This is a genomic window from Henriciella algicola (assembly GCF_003576245.1).
Lineage (GTDB): Bacteria > Pseudomonadota > Alphaproteobacteria > Caulobacterales > Hyphomonadaceae > Henriciella > Henriciella algicola.
In genome coordinates, this window is the sequence record NZ_QWGA01000007.1 from 204,267 (window position 1) to 223,992 (window position 19,726).

Consider the following 19,726-nt stretch of genomic DNA (forward strand, 5'->3'; position numbering starts at 1 on the left):
CCCTAGAAAAGATCGCCCTGTGGCGGTTCTTTGGCAGGCTTTGAAGGTGTTGGAGGGGACTTCGGTTTGGCGGCGCTTGGCTCGGACTTCCTGGTTGGCTTTGCCTCGCCTTCGATTACCGACGCGTCGACCAAGCCGTCGCTCAGCGTGATGCTCAGATGGTCGCCCGCCGACACGGTTTTCGACGACCGCAGAATTGCGCCATCTGCATTCCTTACCACGGAAAAGCCTCGAGCCAGCGTCGCCTGATAGGAGAGTGCTTCAAGCAAATTCGCGCCAGCCGAGAGTCGTTGCTTTCGCGTATCGATCAGGCGTTTCAGTGCAGGGCGCGCGCGCTTGGCCGTGTCCAGAAGCCGACGGCGGGCATCGCGCGCATCCTTGCTGAGCGGATCAGTGCGCAGGCGGCTTCCTGTCCGCGCGAGCTCAATATGCTTTGACTTGATGGCGCTAGAGAGCCCGCCGCGTAAGCCGGCGTCGAGGTAGTCGAGGCTCTGGCGCTTTTGCGCGATGAGGGTTTCAAGCTTCGGCAGGCGTGAGGCCCTTAGCCGGTCAGCGTCATGGCGAACCCGGCGCGACAGGGCCCGGGTCAGGCTTTGCGCGCGCTCTTCAATCGCCATCATCAGATCAGAGCGCACCGGTACAGCAATCTCTGCCGCGCCCGTAGGGGTCGGCGCGCGCGCGTCGGACACGAAGTCGATGAGCGTGGTATCCGTCTCATGGCCGACTGCGGAAATCAGGGGGATCTTACTCTCGAATGCCGCGCGAACCACGTTTTCTTCGTTGAATGGCCAGAGGTCCTCGATCGAGCCGCCGCCGCGTCCGACAATCAGCACGTCCGGGCGATCGCCCTCTGGCATGGCGTTGAAACCGCGAATGCCCGCTTCAATCTGCGCGGCGGCGCGGTCGCCTTGCACCAGCGCAGGCCAGAGAATGACGCGTACCGGAAAGCGCTCGCGGATCCGGTGCAGGATATCGCGGATGACAGCACCTGTCGGGCTGGTCACCACGCCGACCGTCCTTGGCAGGAAGGGAAGTGGCTTCTTGTGCCGCTCATCGAACAGGCCTTCAGAGGCGAGCTTCTTCTTGCGCTCTTCGAGAAGCGCCATGAGCGCGCCAGCGCCAGCCGGGCGCATGAAGTCGGCGATGAGCTGATAGTTCGATCGTCCCGGATAGGTTGAGAGCCGGCCTTCCGCGACGACCTCCAGTCCTTCCTCCGGCTTGAACGGAAGGCGCTGCACCGAGCCCTTCCACATCACCGTATTCAGGACAGCCTTGTCGTCCTTGATGTCGGCGTACATGTGCCCCGAGCGCGCAATTGTGACTCGCCCGAGCTCACCGCGCACACGCACATGATCATAGGTCGTTTCAATGGTGCGCTTGAGCGCCCCGGCGAGTTCGGAGACAGAAAGCTCAACGAAGTTTGACGGGGGTGTTTCACTCACGCCTGATCAGTCCTCGGTATTGCGGCCGATCTGGCTCTCGCTGGCAGCTGCTGGCTGGATGGCCGCTTTCAGGGCGCCAGAGATGCGCGTCATCATGAATGTGCCAGAGCTTTCTGCTGGATCGTCAAAGAACCAGACGCCGCTGATGACGCAGCATTCGGGATCCGTATCGCCCTGATAGCGCAACAGCTCCAGGCTGCCGTCCGGTCCTGCCGTTTCGATCTTGGTAAATCTGACGTCCAGCCCACGCCGCTCGCCGATAATCTCAGAGGTGCACTCACCGTCCGGTTCCATGCTGGTGATATCATCCTCAAGCACAGAGCCTGTGATGGTGCCCTCATCCTCGGAAATCCACGCCGTAAAAGGTACGGCGTCATCGGTGAGGTCATAGGCGTAGAAGCCGGTCCAGAGGCCGCTAAGATCGTGGCTGGGCGTGCGGGCGGAATAGGGTTTGGTCATCTAACCTGAGCTTGCCTCGCGACAGGCGCTATCATCAAGGGCTGATCTCCAGTCATCCCACAATTATTTGTCGCGGCTCTCCAGCCGGTCGCCGCCGTCAGTCAAGCGGGCAAGAAGCCTTGATCCATCGGGAAATCGCGTTCATCACCCCTGCCATGAAAATTCTCATTCTTGGTTCTGGCGGACGCGAGCATGCGTTGGCCTGGAAAATCGCACAGTCGCCTCTGGTGGACGAAGTTTTCTCAGCGCCCGGCAACCCCGGCATGGACAAGATCGGCCCGTGTTTTGATCTCGATCCAACCGATCTGCACGCGGTTCAGGAACTGGCGCTGCAAATCACACCTGACCTCATCATCATCGGCCCTGAAGCGCCGCTGGCGGCAGGGGCGTCTGATGCGTTGCGGGCCCGCGGCTTCGATGTGTTCGGGCCAAGCCAGCAGGCTGCGCAGCTCGAAAGCTCCAAGGGTTTCGCCAAGGACCTGATGCAGAAGTACGGCGTGCCCACAGCTGCATATGGTCGCTTCAGCGACCTGACGGAGGCGCTTGATTACCTTGAAACAGTCGACGGACCCTATGTGATCAAGGCGGATGGGCTGGCGTCCGGCAAGGGCGTGGTCATCGTCGAGTCGCAGGAAGAGGCGGAGAACACGGTTGAGGAATTCATGACCGGCAAGTTCGGCGAAGCCTCTGCCGAAATCGTCATCGAAGAGTTCATGACCGGCGAGGAAGCCTCCATCTTCGTCATGACGGATGGGGAGGGCGCCATCTACCTTCCCGCCGCGCAGGACCATAAGCGCGTCGGTGATGGCGACGTGGGACCGAATACGGGCGGCATGGGTGCCTACGCGCCCGCGCCAGTCGTCGATGCGCGCATCATGGAACTCGTCCAGACGCTGATCGTCGAACCCATGCTGTCAGGCATGGCAGAAGACGGCATGCCGTACCAGGGCGTGCTCTATGTCGGCATCATGGTGACCGAGAGCGGCCCGAAAGTCGTCGAGTTCAACGCACGCTTCGGTGACCCTGAGTGTCAAGCGCTAATGGCGGGCCTGCCGGGTGACATCGTCCCGGCGCTGCTTGTCTGTTCGACGGGCGGCTTGGTCGGCAGCCACGCGTCGCTTTGCGAGATGATGGGTCTCTCTGATTTTACCCCCAGCGCGACTGTCGTGATGGCGGCTGAAGGCTATCCAGATAAGCCTGTGAAAGGCACCACTATCAAAGGGGTCGATGCTGCGGATGCGATTGAGAACGTGACCGTCTTTCATGCTGGCACCGACATCAACGAGAAGAATGAGATGATTGCGACTGGCGGACGCGTGCTCGGCGTGACTGCGACGGGCGAAAGTCTGAAAGCTGCCATCGATAAGGCCTATGAGGGGGTCGCCGCCATTGATTGGCCGGGCGGCTTCTTCCGCAAGGACATTGGGCACCGCGCACTCAAATAGCGGGTTTTCTGCATCGGCCGGGCAACTGCAGGTTGGCATCCATCGTTATTCTCCTGTTCGCCACAAAGGAGATGACAGAATGTCGAACCCCAATATTGAAGTGCTGAATGACGTGACCAAAACCCTGATCGATAGCCAGAAAGGCTATGAGAAGGTTTGCGAGGTTGCAGACGAAAACCACGGTCTTCGAAACAAGTTCAAGACGCTCGCCTATGAGCGCAGTGAACTTGTGACGGCATTCCAAGCCAGGGTCCGTGACCTTGGCGGAGAGCCGGAAACCGAAGGCGGCACCGCAGGTACGCTGCACCGCGGCTGGGCAGAATTCACATCACTATTCATGAGTGACGAGAAAGCCGCCCTCGAAGCGGTAGACGATGGCGAGGATTATCTCGGCGACCGCATTGATTCGAAGTTGAAGAACTCTGATCTTGATCCGGAGACTATCGAGCTTCTCAAGCGCGCCAAGAATTCGGCCCGGCAGGGTGAAAATTTCGCAGACGCTCTCACCTGATCCCATCAGGTGAGCACATACCATTACGAATGGAGGGGCTGGCCATGTGCTGGCCCCTTTTCGTTGGGCGGTGCAACTCACGTCGATATTACCCTGCGAGACGCTTGTTCAGCGCTCGTGTTTCGCTAGGTTGCCGGCAGACAAGATGATCAGGGAGTAGAGCCATGGCCGAGGCCGATAACGCGCAGGATATGTTCAGCGGCACGAAAGAGGTCGCCGAATCTCACAAGTTCGACGAGGCCAATCTTGCCGCCTGGATGGAAGCCAATGTCGAAGGCTATGAAGGCCCGCTGACGGTCAAGCAGTTCAAGGGCGGCCAGTCCAACCCGACCTATAAGCTCTTCACGCCAAGCAAGACCTACGTCATGCGGCGCAAGCCTCCCGGCAAGCTGCTCCCATCGGCACATGCGGTGGACCGTGAGTTCAAGGTCATCAATGCGCTTTATCCTACCGGTTTCCCTGTCGCTCGCCCGTACGGACTCTGCATGGACGAAGACGTCATCGGCACGATCTTCTACATCATGGACAATGTGGACGGCCGCATCCTCTGGGACCAGACGCTGCCGGACTATGAGCCAGCACAGCGCCGCGCGATCTATGAGGCGAAGGTCAAGACGTTCGCGGACCTGCACAACACCGACTACAAGAAGGTCGGCCTGCAGGATTTCGGCAAGGAAGGCGACTATTGCGCCCGCCAGATCCATCGCTGGACGAAGCAGTATAAAGCATCCGAGACGATGCACATTCCAGAGATGGAACAGCTGATCGACTGGCTGCCGAAAAACCTGCCGAAGAACGAAGACGTTACCATCGTCCATGGCGATTATCGTCTCGACAACATGGTCCTTCACCCGACTGACCCGAAAGTCATTGCAGTGCTCGATTGGGAGCTGTCTACGCTGGGCGATCCTCTGGCGGATTTCTCCTACCACCTGATGAACTGGGTGATGCCGGGCAATGACGAATCGCGTGGCTCAATCGCCAATATCAAGGACCTTAAGGCCCACGGCATTCCGACGCTCGAGGAATATGTGGACATGTATTGCCAGCATACGGGCCGCGATGGCATGCCGGACCTCAACTACTACTTCTCCTACAATGCCTTCCGTCTGGCGGGCATTCTTCAGGGGATCGTCGGACGCGTACGTGATGGCACGGCATCCAATGCAAATGCTGCCTCGAACGCTGAGCGCGTCGTACCTCTCGCCAAGTTTGCGGCTGAGCGTGCGCGCATGGCCGGCATGGAAGGGTAGGGGCGCTTATGACGAAGGTGATCGAGGGACCGCTCCGCAAACCAGCCCAGATGCTGGCTGACCAGTCCTATGATGGGCACAGCTCCATTCATGATGATGCCGAAGCCGAGAAGCTTGGTATTCGGGCCGGGCCGATCGAAGGGCCGACCCATTTCAGCCAGTTCTCGCCTCACTTGGTCGATCTGTTCGGCAAGGAATGGTTTGAACGTGGCTGTTTCTCGACCCACTTCCAGAACATGGTCGTTGAAGGCGAAGAGGTGCGCGTCTTCATTGAGCCGAAGACCAACACCTATGCCTACTGCCGCGCCGAAAAGGCGGATGGCACGCCTGTACTCGAAGCGAGCGCCACGCTCGGCCCGGATCACGGCGAAACACTGCTGGCGGCCCGGATGGCGAAGCTGCGGCCTGCAGGCGACCTCGTCATCCTGGCCGATATGGAAACGGGTATGACCGGGCCGGACAATGAGCTGGTCAAGATGGACCCTGACCAGCATATGGGCGACCTCTATCCCTTCTCACTGACCGAGAAGCTGGAGAAGATCACCGAGCCGATGGACTGGTACAGTGACGCGTCTGCTTCTCCGTGGGGCAGGACGATTGTGCCGACAGAAATGGTGTCGGTGCTGGGCAACTATACCGGCGGCATGGTGAAGTGGCCGGTCAAGCGGCCATCCATCGGTCTGTTTGCCGATCTCGAGATCAAGATGGTCAACGGGCCGCTCTTTGTCGGAGAGACCTACCGGCTGAAGCGTGAGGTCGTTGCGCTCTCGCAGAGCCGCCGCGTTGAGAATTACTGGGTGCTGACGAGTTTCTACGATGAAGGTGGGTCAGAGTTGAAGGCGCAGATGCTGCTCAATCATGGTGTCATGAAAGCCAGCTATCCCGATTACCCCAAGGAGCTGCTCGCCTGAGGCGTGCTATTCGCAGGCGGTATAGTCGGAATCGAAGATATAAGTCTGCGACCCGATCGGCGTCGTGATATCCTTGTAAATATTGTTCGCCGGATCGTCCCAGGATTGGATGAAACGCTCCATATGCGTGATCCGGTCGCCGAGATATTTCTGTAGGTGAGCTGCGTCGATCATGCCCCAGTATTCGTCTGGGTCGACGCGGCAACCATGGGCCTTCGCGTCCGTGTACATGCGATCGTGCACGGTCTGTATGTAGTCGCGGTCCACACTCTGACCTTCGAGATGGGCAGTCATGTGATCCTTGCCGCTCCGGTACAGCGTGTACGGAAAGTTGTAGCCCATGGCGGCAGTCATGAGGTCCGTCTGGCCCGGTTCTTCTCCATTGCGCTGCCAACCATACCATTCTGGGAAGCTGAGCATCACCATTCCGTGCACGGATATGTGTGCGGTATTGTCGATGCGGAGGTCATCGATGCCCGGCACGAGCACCATTGCGCAGGCGGACATGCATTGGCCTGCTATGGTTACAGGCTCGCCGCGCTCGTCCAGAATGCGGCTCATGATGCGAGCTGTCGCGACGTTCCCGCCCGGACTTGAGATGATGATCTGGTCGGCAGGTGGGAGCTCTGCCAGCGCGAGAAACTCAGCCGGGAAGATCGCCGCATTATAGCAGATGGTCTGACTGCCCTCAATGAAGCCGACTCCGTCCATTGAAAGGCAGTCTTCAACAAGTTGGTCGAGTTCAGCATCATTTTCGTCGAAGACCGGAGCTTCCGCACCTGTCTGTGCGTTGGCAAAAAGGCTGATACAAACAGCACCAATGGAAAGCGCGATATTGCGCCGGGAGGGACATGCCATGGCGTCGAGGATCTTTCTATTAACGGTGTGCCCGAGGCTGGGAGAGTAGAACATATGCAACAACCGACAACACGATTGAGCATGGCGTCGATTGTCGCTGCCGCTGGACTGGCCGCTTGCGACGGAGCGGTCGTCGGCGAGGCGGGTACGCAGCTCAGCGCGCCGAGCGCTTGCGTTGAGCTTGCGGAGGGAAGCTACCAGTTCGCTGACGGCCTTTTCATCCCAGCCTCAGGTATTCCAGAAGAGGACAGTGCGAGCGACGGTCGTCCAGCGTCGCCGCTGCAATGGGCGGGACGGGTGCAGGATGACCTTCGCCAGGACGGTTATGAATGGATATCGCTGCGCACCCGCAATGGCATCGCGCTTGTTGGAGGCACTGTCTCAGATGAAGATGAGAAGCTTGCCGCGCTAGAAGCCGCAATTTCGGCGATCGAAGGTGACGTGATCGCGGAAGATGCCACGCGAGTGATCGTCGATAATATCGCTCTTGAGGGTGAACCGGCCCCGGTCGGGGCGCCGGTTGCCAGCCTGCCGGCCAATCCATCTGCGGCAGCCTGCACCGCGGCGTTCGGGGGCGTTCTTCAAGGGCGCACACTGGAGTTTTCAGCCAGCAATCGTGCAATTTCAGACGAGACAATGCCCGTGGCAGCCGCGATCGCAGGAACGGCGCTGCTCTGTGATCAATACCAGATCGAGATTGGCGCCCACACCGATGCGCGAGGCGCCGAATCCTTCAACCAGCGCCTCTCTCAGACACGAGCAAACACCATTCGCGACTATCTGATAGACGTCGGCACGGCGTCAGCGTCGCTTAGCGCGATCGGTTATGGTGAAGGCCAGCCAATTGATACATCCGAGACCACCGAAGCCTATGCCCGCAACCGGCGGATTGAGTTCAGCGTCAGCGACGCTGAACCCGCGGCCCGGAATGATGACGACTAGAACTTGTAGCGCACCGGAATGGATTTCGGCCCGCCGACGAAGTTTGCGCGAATGAAGCTTGGCTCACCGGCAAGCTCAATCGACTTCACGCGGGAGAAAAGCTCCTCATAGATCGCCTGCATTTCAAGACGGGCGAGGTGCATGCCAAGGCACATATGGCCGCCATGACCGAAAGAGATGATCTTGTTCGGGCTGCGATCAACGCGGAATTCGAACGGGTCGTCGAACACGTCTTCGTCGCGGTTGCCGGAAGGATAGCAGAGCAGCAGGCTTTCGCCTTTCAGGATCTTGCGCCCACGCAGCTCATAGTCTTCCTGGGCCGTGCGCATGAAGTGTTTCACCGGTGTTGTCCAGCGAATGGCCTCGTCCACGGCTGTACGGGACATGCCCTTCGGATCGTCCATCATTTTCTTGAGCTGTGCCGGATTGTTCAGCATGCCCAGAACGCCGCCGCCTGTAGATGCGCTGGTCGTATCGTGGCCAGCTGCCGCGACGATGATGTAATAGCTCATCGCTTCAAGCTGACCGATTGGTTCGCCATCGACCGTGCCGTTGGCGATGACTGTTGAGACATCGTCCTTCGGGTTCGCGCGGCGGTCCTGCGTGATGTTCGTGAAGTACATGAAGAATTGCGCGAGCGTTTCCTGAATGGAGGAGAGGCCCTTGTCTGCGTCGGCGCCTTCTTCCGACAGGCTCTTGTCGCGCATCAGATCAGGGTCCTGCGCGCCAAAGATTTCCTGCGTCAGCTTCAGCATCATCGGCTCATCTTCGACCGGGACGCCGAGGATCTGCATGATCACGCGAAGCGGGTAGTGGAGCGCGACGTCCTGCTGAAAGTCGCATTCGCCGCCCATATCCTCCATTCGGTCGACGAACTCCTTGGCGATAGTCCGGATGGCTTCTTCGCGCGTCTTCACCTTGTGCGGCATGAACCAGTCCTGCGTCAGGTGGCGCAGCTTGTAGTGCATCGGATCGTCGAGCTGGACGAGCGTCTTGAGGAGGTGCGGTCCGCCGGTCTGGGCATAGACGCGCTCTTCTGCCGTTTCATAGCTCAGCATCTCGCGCTCGCCATTTGTGAACAGCTTGTTCTGGCGGCTGACTTCCATGATGTCCGCGTGTTTCGTGACAGCCCAGAATGGACGGAAAGCTTCCGGCTCGCACCAGGCGACCGGGTCCTCGGCGCGAAGACGCGCAAATGCGGTATCGAGCTGCTCCATATGAGCGTAGACGTCCGGGCTCACGATCAGGTCGCTCGTGGCTCGCGCCGCTTCGCTCATCTGGCGAGACGGATCTTTCTTGGTCTCAGGCGGCTGGGCAACAGCAGTGTCGGACATGAGGGCCTCCCGTTCGTCGTCTGGTTGTATGAACCAGCATTATCCGACTAACGGCGTCTGTTAAGGCCTTTCTTTGCGTCAGGTTTGTGCTTCTTTTGCTCTGGCTTGCGCCGGGCAGGCTGCGCTGGAAGCATAGGGCCAAGCGTTTCCATCAGCGTCTGATAGGGCACTTCCTCTACAGCGCCGGGTGCGAGATCACCCAGTTCGAAGGGCCCGTACTCGGTGCGGATGAGCCGATTCACTTCCAGCCCGACCGATTCCAGGGCGCGGCGCACTTCGCGCTTCTTGCCTTCGGTCAGTTCCACCTTGATCCAGTTATTCGTGCCGGTTTCGCGCTCCAGCTCAGCAATGATCGGCGCATAGGTGACGCCGTCTACGGTGACGCCGTCTTTTAGCGCTTCGATCTTGTCAGGCGTGACCCGGCCATGTGCTCGGGCGCGGTAGCGACGGCGAAAAGCATTGCGTGGCAGCTCAAGCGTACGCGCAAGTTCACCATCGTTCGTCAGAAGCAGCAGCCCCTCGGTCGTCAGGTCGAGACGGCCGACAGTGACAGTGCGCGGCAGGTGCTTCGGAAGCTCTTCAAAGATTGTGCGCCGCCCGGCAGGGTCATGGGTCGTCGTGATGAGGCCGGACGGTTTGTGATAGCGCCACAGCCGCGTGCTTTCCGGGGCTTTTACCGGTTTGCCGTTGACCTTGATGGATTCCTTGCCGGTCACCTTGAAGGCAGGGGAGGTCAGCTTGCGTCCGTTGACCGTGACCTTGCCTTCCTCGATCAGCGTTTCGCTCTCGCGGCGCGATGCGATGCCAGCGCGCGCAAGCCATTTCGCGATGCGTTCGCCGCCCGACCAGTCGGGGTCGACATGTGATGAGGTCTGGTTCGGTTTGGTCCGTCTGCCGGGCCGGGGCGTCTCTCGACGATCCGTCATGTGCTGTTCCTCTAGAAGGGCATCAGCCTAGGTGAAGAACCGGCGACGCAATTGCAAGAGCCAGTGCGAACTCCACAGCAATCCATATCGGCATCATCCCCGGCGCGCGGTTCTCTTTCGCGTCGGCGAGATAGGACACAAGACGGCCAAGCCCTGCGCCAAACCAGCCCGCGGCGATCGGCATGATGGCGAGAAGTGCGAGTGGGCCATTGAGCCGAAGCAGAATGACCAGCGCCGTGACGTGCAGCATGAAAAGCAGGCCGCCATAGGTCGCGCGGAACTCTGAAAACCCACCGGGGCGGTCAGGATGCGGATCGGGAACGAGGCGCACGACGCCTTGCGCCCATTTCGGAGCGAAGAGCGCGCCAAGGCCGATCAGGGCGCAGAAGACGAGCGCCGCCGCTGATAATAAAACGAGAGGTGACATGGATACTCCTTGGCGCCTTACCGACGAACTGAACGATCCGGCTAATTGAGCTAGCTAGACGCCCGCTTTTTTCCAGGCCGATTTCGGCCATCTTCTGTGCTGCCAGAACCATTGCTCTGGATGAGCGCGTACCTGCGCCTCGATGAAGTTTGTGATCTGCCCGACGCAGTCGCGGACCGCATCGTCGCCCTCAAGGCCGTTTCGAGGGCGGATCGGCTCATGGATGGTGGTCTGAAAGCGGGCCGGGCCTGTGCGGACCGTAGAGACAGGAATGATCGGCACGCCATATTTGAGTGCAAGCCGTGATGGCCCCGGAGCTGTCATCGCCTCATGGCCAAAGAAGGGGACGCCGAGCCCCTTGTTGAATTTTTGATCATTCATCAGCGCGACCGAGCGGCCAGCAGAGAGCGCCCGCATAAGCTCGCGTGTGCCGAGGCCCTTCGGTGTCAGCACACCAATGCCGTAATCATGGCGGACCTTGTTGATACGCCAGTCGATATGGGGGTTGTTGAGCGCGCGATAGGTTACGAGGCAATCGACAGGCCGCCGGCAAATGACTGCGGCCATGACTTCCCAATTCGCAAAATGCCCGGAGATGAAGACAGCGCCCGTTTCGCTGGTCTCGATCGCATCAAGCCGTTCTGGATGAACGACGTCGACCCGGTCGCCCTCATATGGGTGAATCTTCGGCAGATGTGGTAGTTCGCCAGCCGTGCGTCCCACGCTTTCCCAGCTCGCTTCTGCGACCTTGTCGACCTGATCTTCAGTCCAGTCCGGGAAGGCCATGCGGAGGTTGCGTTTGACGGTCTTGTTCTGGCTGAGGAGAGGCGCAATGCGCTTCACGAGCCACCCGGCAAAATTCGAAGCGCGATCTGGCCCCAGCGCTTTCATGGGCCACCAGTAGATGACGTCCCACGCAATCGCTTCCAGCCGCCAGGCAAGGCGCTGGCGCCATGTGGACCGGTTATCGATGTCCTTCGGTCTTATATATTGCGGGCCGCTGTCGCTCATGATCGTAGCGCGTCTGTAACAGGGCTGAGAAGTTTAGCTAGTTCCTCGGGCCGTTCGAACTGTGCGGTCACGGGCAAGGTTATGATGCCTTCGCGTTGCTCAGGCGTAAGGCGCACGAAGTCCTTTTCCGTCGTGATGAGTTGGGCACCATGATCACCGGCGAGGGCCCGCAGATAATTCAGGTCGCGGTCGCTATAGGTATGGTGGTCGCCGAACGGAACGGCATCGAGCGGGGGCGTCCCAAACGCCGCCAGCGTATCAAAGAATTTTTCCGGGCGGCCAATTCCGGCGAAGGCGACATAGGCCCCCGGCGGAGGCGCAGCGACAGGTTGGATGCTGGCGCGTACGACCGATCCATCGAAGCCTGCGATTTCAGTGGGCGGATCACCATCGCCCATAAGAATGATGGCATCTGCCCGGGCAAGGCCTGCCTTCACTGGTTCGCGGAGGGGACCTTTCGGGATGACGTGGCCGTTTCCAAAACCTGCGACGCTATCGACAACAATAATAGAGAGGGTCTTCGCCAGCCCGGGGTTCTGGAAGCCATCATCCATGATGATGATGTCTACGCCATCGGTTTCCATGGCTTGACCGGCAGCGACGCGGTCGGCCCCGATCCATGCCTCGCCTGAGCGCGATAGCATGAGGGCTTCGTCGCCAACCTGAGACGCGTCATGAACGGCCGGGTCCACGCGAAGCGGACCTTTCTGCTTGCCGCCATATCCGCGCGATAGCGTGGCGGCGCGAACATCGCCCCGCATGCGCGTGAGATAGTCGCGTATGGCGGCGACGACCGGGCTTTTGCCACTGCCACCTGCCGTCAGATTGCCGACACAGATGACAGGAATGCCTAGCGCCGTTGGGGTGGCGTTTCTGATGCGTCGCGCGGTGACCTCAGCATAGATCGCGGCAAGCGGCGTCAGGAGGAGCCGCGTAACAGGCGCGCCCTCTCTGGACTTCGGATCGACGTCGCGGTCCCAGAAGCGTGGAGAGCGCATCATGCGGCGGGCTGCGCCAGCAAGCTCTGGAGCGCGGCAAGTGTCACGCGCATGGGTTCTTCAGCGCGTGACTCGAGCGAGTCCTTCAATGCCTGCGAAGGCTCCGGCAGAGGAAACGCGCGTTGTAGCGCACTTTGATCAGCGACGATCTGGAATCCCGGGTCGCCTTCCAGTGTCGCGGCAAGGTCGGAAAAATTGTGAATGTGCGGCCCGGTGAAAACCGGACGGCCAATCCGAAGGATCTCGACCGGGTTGTGACCGCCAATGCCCTCCGCATGGCCGCCGCCGAGATAGACGCTGTCAGCAACACTGGCGAACAGGGTCACTTCTCCAAGTGTGTCGCAAAGAAGGACGGCGTGTCCTGTCTCGGGCGCTTCATCGCGCGACCGCACCGAATAGCTGACCCCGCGCGCTTCAAGCAGGTTGATGATGGCGTCGCGGCGTTCTGGGTGGCGCGGAATGATCACCAGCGCAGGGCGCGGTTCAATTCCCTCCACGGCGTCGAGTATCCAGTTCTCCTCGCCCTCATGCGTAGACACAGCCACGAGACACCGGCGCCCCCCGACAAACGCGGACCTTATGGTCTGGGCATCGGCCTCATTCGCCTTATTGACTGAGAGTGACAGTTTGAGGCTGCCGGGGCAGGGCACGGTGCTGTCGGTGATCTTTCCCAGACCGTCAGCCGTTTGCCTGTCTGCGGCGATAATCGTGTCGAAGCTTGAGAAGACTTCACGGGCGAACCCCTGCCACGAACTCCACCCCTTGAAAGACTTCGCCGTCATGCGGGCATTGATCAGGGCAAGTGGTATCTCGCGGTGACTGACCTCCAGTATGAGGTTTGGCCAGATCTCCCCCTCCGCGAAGACACAAAGGACCGGCTGCCAGATGTCGAGAAACCGGGCCGCGATATCAGGTGTATCCAGCGGGGCCACCTGGTAGCGGCTGCGTCCGGAAAGGGCGACCGAGCTTGCCATGCGGCGGGCGATCAACTCTGCGGCGGTCTGGGTCTGGCTCGTGAAAAGGAAATGAAGGTCAGGATTGGATGCGCCCAGCTTCTCAGAAAGTTCCAGCAGCAGCCTCGTTTCGCCAATGCTGGCACCATGCATCCACACAAGGTGAGCAGGCGTGAGGTCAACATCTGATCGGGCAAACCTCTCTGGAATGCGGTCAGCATTTTCCTTGCCGCGTCTGGCCCGTCGGCGCAGCAGCGACCCGAGTAGGGGCTGCGCCGCGCGCGTCGTGGTTCTGTAAAGGATGCGGCCCATGCTCATCTGGTGAAGATAATCTGCTCTACGGGCTTCGCCAGACGCTGAACTGCTAGCGCTTTGCGACGATGGCAGCTGCCCGCTCGTGAGCTTCGCGCATCGCGGCTTCTATCTGGCGCAGTCTTTCTTCCTTGCCGACGTCCCGGTTCACGCTGAGAGGTGACCCAAGGACCATGGCCCCTTTCGTAAAGGGAAGAGGAATCATGAATCTGTCCCAGGTGTCCAGCCTGAAGACCGGTCTGCAATCGAGCGCATAGGGGATGATGAGGGCGTCAGTCCGCTGCGCCATGATGAGCGTACCCGGCTGTACGGTTTCGGCGGGGCCGCGGGGACCGTCTGGTGTGATGCAGACGACGCTGCCAGAGCGAAGGCGGCGGCTTGTTTCCGAGACGGCCGCAGCGCCGCCCTTATTCTTGTTCTTCTTCTTATGAGACGATGAGCCACGAACCGCCTCCAGTCCAAGGTGCTCTATCGCCTTGGCGACCGCTTCGCCGTCTTTCGACAGCGAGATGAGCATGGACGTCGGATACTCCTTCTTAGGCAATTTCCGCGCGATCTTGCTCCAGATGACAGGGAGAAGCAGGACCCGTGAGTGCCAACCGGCGACGAGAAGTCCGCTTTCACCTGCCCAAGCCTGTTTGAAGGTGTCTTCGCCTTCGACCGTCCAGCGGATCGTGCGCGCGCACAGAACCATATAGGCCCAGATAAGGTAGCCAAGCGTAGCGGATACGATGGGGGAGCGCAGGAGCGACTTCATATGACAGGCTGTCTCCCGCTTCGGTCGCCTGGAAATAGGATGGTGGGCGATACTGGGTTCGAACCAGTGACCCCTGCCGTGTGAAGGCAGTGCTCTACCACTGAGCTAATCGCCCGAAAACAGGAAGCGCGGTCATATATCGGGGGCTGTTTTGGGTCAACGCGATAAGACATCAACCTCGAAAGAAGCCTGTTTTTCAGAATACTTACGCAAAACTGTTATGCAAAACTGCAATCAGCTAACGCTGCGTCAGCCGGGTGCGACACATTGGGGTTGGGCCGAAAAGACTCTTGACGAAGGTCAAATATGCCCGCTCCCGCTTCAAAAGTAGCCTCAACGAGCAATTTAGTTGCATTTGAAAAGGTTCAAGGGGCGCAAATTTGCGGACGAATGGCGAAGATGAACAGCTGTTCAGTATGAACAGCCATTCATCTTCAAATCTAAACCTAATTTCATAGTCGGAAAGGGTTGTGAATCGGCGCTCAAGTTGTCATTTAACCGACACGAACGGGGTCTGACATAGACATGTCCCTCGTTGAATAAAACGAGCAACAAAGAAGGACAGACGGGCTGGAGCTAAGCCTCCGAGCCTCAATAAATAGTCTGGAGAGATTGAAATGAAAGATTGGTGCAACAACGAAGGTGCAAAACGTCTTCGTGAGAAAATTCGCGAGTACTGGGCAGAGCGCGGCTATGAAGTTGACGTTGACCTGGTCGATGCTGGTTTCGTTCCTGCCATGCGCAGCGCACGTACCGACCTGCGCAGCAACATGGTGAACGGCATGCCACGCCGTCGTATTGCAAAGACGCAGGAAGAAGTTCGTACGACCTATCGTCCGAACGACGCTGTCGTCGAAGCTGCCTAAGCCATCGCGATCGACCGGATAGCGGACATTACCTCGCTATAGGATGATGCGCGAAAAGCTGTGTCGTCCCAGCTATCGGGTGATGGACCATATCCAAAAGTAACGTACACGAAGGGCAGTCCGGCATTCCGGGCTGCCCTTTCGTCTGTCTGGCTGTCGCCAATCATGACGGCCTTTTCGGCAATGCCTCGGGCGCGATCGACCGTATACAGAATATGGTCGCCTGACGGCTTCTTTTCTGGAACGCTGTCGGCGCCGCAGATGATTGCAAAGCGGTCTGTCAGACCAAGGGCCTCAATCAGTGTCTCGGCGAGGTGCTGGGTCTTGTTCGTGCAGACTGCGAGCGTCGCGCCCATCTCTTCCAGTTCGCCGAGTGAGCGTGTGACGTCCTTGAACGGCGCGCTGCGTTCGCAGATATTCGCCTCATAGTATTGCAGGAAAGACTGCCAGAGCGGTTCGAGAGCTGCTGGTTCGAGGGCCGCCCCCTGAAACGCAAGTCCTTTCTCGATCATCGCCTTCGCGCCTTGGCCGATCATGTGGCGAATGCTCTCGAAAGGGACCGTCTCGAAACCCGCCTCGGACAGGCAATGGTTCAGGGCGAGATGAAGGTCGGGTGCGGTGTCGACCAGCGTGCCATCAAGGTCAAAGACAATCGTCCAGCCGGAAAGTGTGTCGGAAGTCATGCTTGCTTGTTCTATCCTCTCGCATCGAGTCGTTTGATGGTTTAGGCGACAAGGCAAGGCAGAACGAGACTTTTTGATCATGAAAGACCGGGCGGCGCTCATCCTGGCTGCGGGCCAGGGCACTCGAATGAAGTCAGACCTTCCAAAGGTGCTCCATCAGGTCGGTGGCCGCGCCATGTTGGACTGGTCGATAGACCTGGCGCGCCAGTCCGGCTGTAGCCGCATCATCGTTGTTGTCAGTGCCGGCTCGCAGGTGCTGCAGGATCACGTGACCAAAGTGCTGGGTGAAGGCGCCTTCGTCATTCAGGATCCGCCAATGGGGACCGGGCACGCAGTTCAGGCCGGCGAGCAGGCCCTTTCAAGCTTCGATGGCGATCTGATCGTGCTGTACGGCGATTGCCCTCTCATCCCCGAAACAGCTGTGAATGATCTGTTCGGCGAACTCGCGAACGGTGCTGATCTCGGTGTGCTCGGCTTTGAAGCCGAAGAGCCCGGTGCCTATGGCCGCCTGATCCAGCGTGCCGATGGCAGGCTGGAGGGCATCGTCGAAGCAAAGGAGGCGAGCGAGGAACAGCTCGCCATAACGCTTTGCAATTCGGGTGTGATGGCCGGGGCAAGCAAGTTCATGTTCGACCTGCTCTCAAAGGTCACCAATGACAACGCGAAGGGTGAGTATTACCTCACTGACATTGTCGGACTGGCGAACGAGGCAGGACGTGTTTGCCGCGCAGTAACCTGCGCTGAGGAAGACGTTCTGGGCGTTAACTCACGCGTTGAACTGGCACAGGCCGAAGCGGTCTTTCAGAAGAAGCGCCGTAATGCGTTACTGCGGGACGGGGTCACCATGACGGCGCCCGAAACCGTTTTCTTTTCGCACGATACGAAGATCGCAAACGACGTTGTGATTGAGCCAAATGTCGTGTTCGGCGCAGGCGTCGAAGTGGAGACCGGGGCTCGCATCCGCGCTTTCTCGCATCTCGAGGGCGCTGTTGTACGAACCGGCGCTGAAGTCGGTCCGTATGCCCGGCTTCGTCCAGGCGCTGAAATCGGCGAAAAAGCGCGGATCGGCAACTTCGTCGAAGTGAAGAACACAAGCGTCGGAAAGGGCGCAAAGGCCAATCATCTCGCCTATCTAGGCGATGGCTCGGTTGGCGCAGGCGCGAATATCGGCGCCGGTACGATTTTCTGCAATTATGATGGCTTCCTCAAATATCGCACCGAGATCGGCGCTGATGCCTTTATCGGATCTAACAGTGCGCTGGTTGCACCAGTGACAATCGGAGAACGGGCGATCGTCGGATCCGGGTCGGTCATCACTGAGAATGTATCAGACGATGCGCTGGCGCTCGGCCGCGGTAAGCAGGTCGAGAAGCCGGGCTGGAGCAAGGGCTTCAGAGAGCAGAAACAGCGCGAGAAATCCTCGAAGCGTTAGGAGACTGAAATTGGCATTTGAACGCGAGAAGGAAAACGCGGCGACGGCCGCGATCGAGTTTGTCGAGGACGGCATGACGATCGGCCTTGGCACGGGCTCCACAGCGAAGTTCTTCGTCGAGGCGCTGGCTGACGAAATTGCCGATGGTCTGGTCGTGCGCGGCGTGCCGACGAGTGAAGAAACGCGCCGTCTGGCTGAATCGCTGGGCGTCCCGCTTGTGCCAGTTGAACAGGTCGACCGTATTCATCTCACCGTCGATGGCGCCGATGAAGTCGATGAGCATGCCCAGCTGATCAAGGGCGGCGGCGCCGCACTGTTGCGCGAAAAGATCATCGCGAATGCCAGCGACCTGATGGTTGTCATCGCAGACCCTTCCAAGCAGGTCGAAGTGCTCGGCTCTTTCCCGCTCCCGGTTGAGGTGACGCCGTTCGGTTTCACCATCACCGCCAAGAAAGTCTACGACGCGCTCAAGACGTCCGGTATTTCGCGGCCTCGCATCGATGTGCGCCGGGGTAGCGGCGACAAGCCGCTCGTGACCGATGGTGGCAACTATATTCTCGACTGCGCGTGCTCGGTCATCCCAGACCCGGCCTATGCGGCAGAACTCCTGTCCGTCATACCGGGCGTTGTAGAACACGGCCTCTTTATCGGCCTCGCCCGCACCGTGATCATTGGCAGCGATGAAGGTGCTTCAATATTTGAATATTGAGGCCACTGCCGCCACCTAGGCTGGCAGAGTTCAAAGTACCAAAAGGAATTTCTCGATGGCTGAAGCTGAATACGACTTCGACCTGTTCGTCATTGGTGCGGGGTCCGGCGGTGTTCGCGCCGCCCGGATTGCTGCCCAGGCAGGTGCACGCGTGGCCATCGCTGAAGAGTACCGCGTAGGCGGTACCTGCGTCATCCGCGGCTGCGTCCCCAAGAAGTTCATGGTCTATGCGAGCGACTATGGCCGCAAGATCGAGGAAGCCCGCCAGTATGGTTGGCAGGTCGAAGAGAAGGGGTTCGACTTCCCCGCTTTCATGTCCGCGATGAACGCGGAGGTCGACCGTCTGTCGGCGATCTATTTGCGCAATCTGGCCAATGCAGGCGTCGACGTCTTTGAAGAACGCGCCGAACTCAAGGACGCGCACACCATAGTCCTGAAAGAGAGCGGCAAGACGTTTACCGTCGACAAGGTCCTCATCGCGACAGGCGGCACGCCGTGGCGCCCGTCACCGGAAGAGCTTCCCGGTGTCGAGCATACGATGACGTCGAATGAAGTCTTCCTGCTGGACGAGCTTCCAAAGCGTATCGTTATTGCGGGCGGCGGCTATATTGCCTGCGAGTTCGCGCATATTTTTGCGGGTCTCGGTGTCGAAACCTGTCTCGTTTATCGTGGGGACACCGTGCTCAATGGCTTTGACTGGGATGTCCGCACCGCCGTCCACGAAGGACTCAAGGAAGCGGGCGTGCGCGTCATCACCTCGGCCATTTTTGAAGAGATCCGCGAAGTTGAGGGCGAAGAATGCCCGTACTGCATCAAGCTCAGTAATGGGATGGAGATCAACGCCGACAAGATTGTGATGGCGGTAGGCCGGCGCGCGGCAACCGACGGTCTTGGCTGCGACGCAGCTGGCGTGAAGCTGACTGATAAGGGCGCCGTCATCGTGGACGACAGCTCGCGCACCAGCGTTCCGAACATCTTTGCCGTCGGTGATGTGACAGACCGTATCCAGCTGACGCCTGTCGCCATTCGCGAAGGCCATGCCTTTGCTGACAGCATATTCGGCGACAAGGACTGGCATTTCGAGCATGACAATGTCGCCTCGGCTGTCTTTACCCAGCCGGAAGTCGGTACGGTCGGCATGACAGAAGCCGAAGCCCGTAAGGCGCTCGACAATGTCGATATCTACAAGACCAAGTTCAGGCCCATGAAGACGATGCTGCTCGATGACCCGGAGCGGGTCATGATCAAGCTTGTCGTCGATGGCGACACTGATCGCGTTGTCGGTGTTCATATCGTCAGCCCAGATGCGGGTGAGATGATCCAGATGATCGGGATCGCTGTGAAAATGGGCGCAACGAAAGCGCAATTTGACGCGACCTGCGCCGTTCATCCGACCATTGCAGAAGAGATTGTGACGCTTCGACAGAAATGGGTGCCGGAAACAGAACCGGCCTGATCGCGCGCGGTAAATTCTTGCGGGCTTTGCACAGACTTGGC

The 19,726-nt window shown here is 59.3% G+C and carries 20 protein-coding genes and 1 tRNA gene; 9 read left to right on the forward strand and 12 right to left on the reverse strand.

What is annotated here, in order from left to right; translation table 11 throughout:
- Positions 1-2 precede the first annotated feature (2 nt).
- Together xseA and D1222_RS10695 are read right to left on the reverse strand one after the other, a co-directional pair.
- Positions 3-1,442, reverse strand: a complete 1,440-nt coding sequence (xseA, locus tag D1222_RS10690) for an exodeoxyribonuclease VII large subunit (protein ID WP_119454258.1) — start codon at positions 1,440-1,442, stop codon at positions 3-5.
- 6 nt (positions 1,443-1,448) lie between these two features.
- Positions 1,449-1,901 (reverse strand): hypothetical protein, encoded by a 453-nt coding sequence (locus D1222_RS10695; RefSeq protein WP_119454259.1) that lies wholly within the window; start codon positions 1,899-1,901, stop codon positions 1,449-1,451.
- 155 nt (positions 1,902-2,056) lie between these two features.
- Between D1222_RS10695 and purD the strand changes: the two genes are divergently transcribed.
- The 4 genes from purD (at position 2,057) to D1222_RS10715 (ending at position 6,021) form a co-directional block, all read left to right on the forward strand.
- Positions 2,057-3,346, forward strand: coding sequence for a phosphoribosylamine--glycine ligase (gene purD / locus D1222_RS10700; RefSeq protein ID WP_119454639.1), 1,290 nt, complete (start codon positions 2,057-2,059; stop codon positions 3,344-3,346).
- A 79-nt stretch (positions 3,347-3,425) separates the two neighbouring features.
- Positions 3,426-3,857 (forward strand): PA2169 family four-helix-bundle protein, encoded by a 432-nt coding sequence (locus tag D1222_RS10705; protein ID WP_119454260.1) that lies wholly within the window; start codon positions 3,426-3,428, stop codon positions 3,855-3,857.
- Between the two features lie 164 nt (positions 3,858-4,021).
- Positions 4,022-5,110, forward strand: a complete 1,089-nt coding sequence (locus tag D1222_RS10710) for a phosphotransferase family protein (protein ID WP_119454261.1) — start codon at positions 4,022-4,024, stop codon at positions 5,108-5,110.
- Between the two features lie 8 nt (positions 5,111-5,118).
- Positions 5,119-6,021: a hypothetical protein gene (locus tag D1222_RS10715; RefSeq protein WP_119454262.1), complete on the forward strand. Its 903-nt coding sequence runs from the start codon at positions 5,119-5,121 to the stop codon at positions 6,019-6,021.
- 6 nt (positions 6,022-6,027) lie between these two features.
- Here the strand turns inward: D1222_RS10715 and D1222_RS10720 are convergent, their stop codons facing one another.
- Positions 6,028-6,879, reverse strand: a complete 852-nt coding sequence (locus D1222_RS10720; protein ID WP_119454263.1) for a hypothetical protein — start codon at positions 6,877-6,879, stop codon at positions 6,028-6,030.
- A gap of 54 nt (positions 6,880-6,933) precedes the next feature.
- Here D1222_RS10720 and D1222_RS10725 point away from each other — a divergent pair, with 54 nt between their 5' ends.
- Positions 6,934-7,821: an OmpA family protein gene (locus D1222_RS10725; protein WP_119454264.1), complete on the forward strand. Its 888-nt coding sequence runs from the start codon at positions 6,934-6,936 to the stop codon at positions 7,819-7,821.
- On the opposite strand, the gene D1222_RS10730 is transcribed toward D1222_RS10725, so the two are convergent.
- From D1222_RS10730 to D1222_RS10765, 8 genes are all read right to left on the reverse strand, one after another.
- Positions 7,818-9,155, reverse strand: coding sequence for a cytochrome P450 (locus D1222_RS10730; RefSeq protein ID WP_119454265.1), 1,338 nt, complete (start codon positions 9,153-9,155; stop codon positions 7,818-7,820). The genes D1222_RS10725 and D1222_RS10730 overlap by 4 nt on opposite strands.
- A gap of 47 nt (positions 9,156-9,202) precedes the next feature.
- Positions 9,203-10,081 carry a pseudouridine synthase gene (locus D1222_RS10735; protein WP_119454266.1) on the reverse strand — a complete coding sequence of 293 codons (879 nt, stop codon included), beginning with the start codon at positions 10,079-10,081 and terminating at the stop codon, positions 9,203-9,205.
- Between the two features lie 22 nt (positions 10,082-10,103).
- The gene (locus D1222_RS10740; protein WP_119454267.1) at positions 10,104-10,508 is read right to left on the reverse strand and encodes a DUF4345 family protein; all 405 of its coding nucleotides are present in this window, start codon (positions 10,506-10,508) and stop codon (positions 10,104-10,106) included.
- A 54-nt stretch (positions 10,509-10,562) separates the two neighbouring features.
- Positions 10,563-11,519 carry a lysophospholipid acyltransferase family protein gene (locus tag D1222_RS10745; RefSeq protein WP_119454268.1) on the reverse strand — a complete coding sequence of 319 codons (957 nt, stop codon included), beginning with the start codon at positions 11,517-11,519 and terminating at the stop codon, positions 10,563-10,565.
- Entirely contained in the window at positions 11,516-12,520 is a 1,005-nt protein-coding gene (gene lpxK / locus D1222_RS10750) for a tetraacyldisaccharide 4'-kinase (protein WP_119454269.1), read from the reverse strand. The genes D1222_RS10745 and lpxK overlap by 4 nt, the downstream gene beginning before the upstream one ends.
- Complete coding sequence (locus D1222_RS10755) at positions 12,517-13,788, reverse strand: 3-deoxy-D-manno-octulosonic acid transferase (protein WP_119454270.1); 1,272 nt, start codon at positions 13,786-13,788, stop codon at positions 12,517-12,519. Before D1222_RS10755 ends, lpxK begins: the two co-directional genes overlap by 4 nt.
- Before the next feature lie 46 nt (positions 13,789-13,834).
- Positions 13,835-14,539: a lysophospholipid acyltransferase family protein gene (locus D1222_RS10760; RefSeq protein WP_119454271.1), complete on the reverse strand. Its 705-nt coding sequence runs from the start codon at positions 14,537-14,539 to the stop codon at positions 13,835-13,837.
- 40 nt (positions 14,540-14,579) lie between these two features.
- Positions 14,580-14,654 (reverse strand) — tRNA-Val (locus D1222_RS10765).
- A 502-nt stretch (positions 14,655-15,156) separates the two neighbouring features.
- On the opposite strand from D1222_RS10765, the gene D1222_RS10770 reads away from it, so the two are divergent.
- Complete coding sequence (locus D1222_RS10770) at positions 15,157-15,405, forward strand: hypothetical protein (protein WP_119454272.1); 249 nt, start codon at positions 15,157-15,159, stop codon at positions 15,403-15,405.
- On the opposite strand, the gene D1222_RS10775 is transcribed toward D1222_RS10770, so the two are convergent.
- Positions 15,402-16,088: an HAD hydrolase-like protein gene (locus D1222_RS10775; RefSeq protein ID WP_119454273.1), complete on the reverse strand. Its 687-nt coding sequence runs from the start codon at positions 16,086-16,088 to the stop codon at positions 15,402-15,404. The two genes, D1222_RS10770 and D1222_RS10775, sit on opposite strands and share 4 nt — an antisense overlap.
- Positions 16,089-16,167: 79 nt before the next feature.
- On the opposite strand from D1222_RS10775, the gene glmU reads away from it, so the two are divergent.
- Genes glmU through gor form a run of 3 tightly spaced genes read left to right on the forward strand, consistent with a single transcriptional unit; the run spans position 16,168 to position 19,685 of the window.
- The gene (gene glmU, locus D1222_RS10780) at positions 16,168-17,520 is read left to right on the forward strand and encodes a bifunctional UDP-N-acetylglucosamine diphosphorylase/glucosamine-1-phosphate N-acetyltransferase GlmU (RefSeq protein ID WP_119454640.1); all 1,353 of its coding nucleotides are present in this window, start codon (positions 16,168-16,170) and stop codon (positions 17,518-17,520) included.
- 10 nt (positions 17,521-17,530) lie between these two features.
- Positions 17,531-18,229 carry a ribose-5-phosphate isomerase RpiA gene (gene rpiA, locus D1222_RS10785; protein ID WP_119454274.1) on the forward strand — a complete coding sequence of 233 codons (699 nt, stop codon included), beginning with the start codon at positions 17,531-17,533 and terminating at the stop codon, positions 18,227-18,229.
- 55 nt (positions 18,230-18,284) lie between these two features.
- Positions 18,285-19,685: a glutathione-disulfide reductase gene (gene gor / locus D1222_RS10790; protein WP_119454275.1), complete on the forward strand. Its 1,401-nt coding sequence runs from the start codon at positions 18,285-18,287 to the stop codon at positions 19,683-19,685.
- The last annotated feature ends 41 nt before the right edge of the window (positions 19,686-19,726 follow it).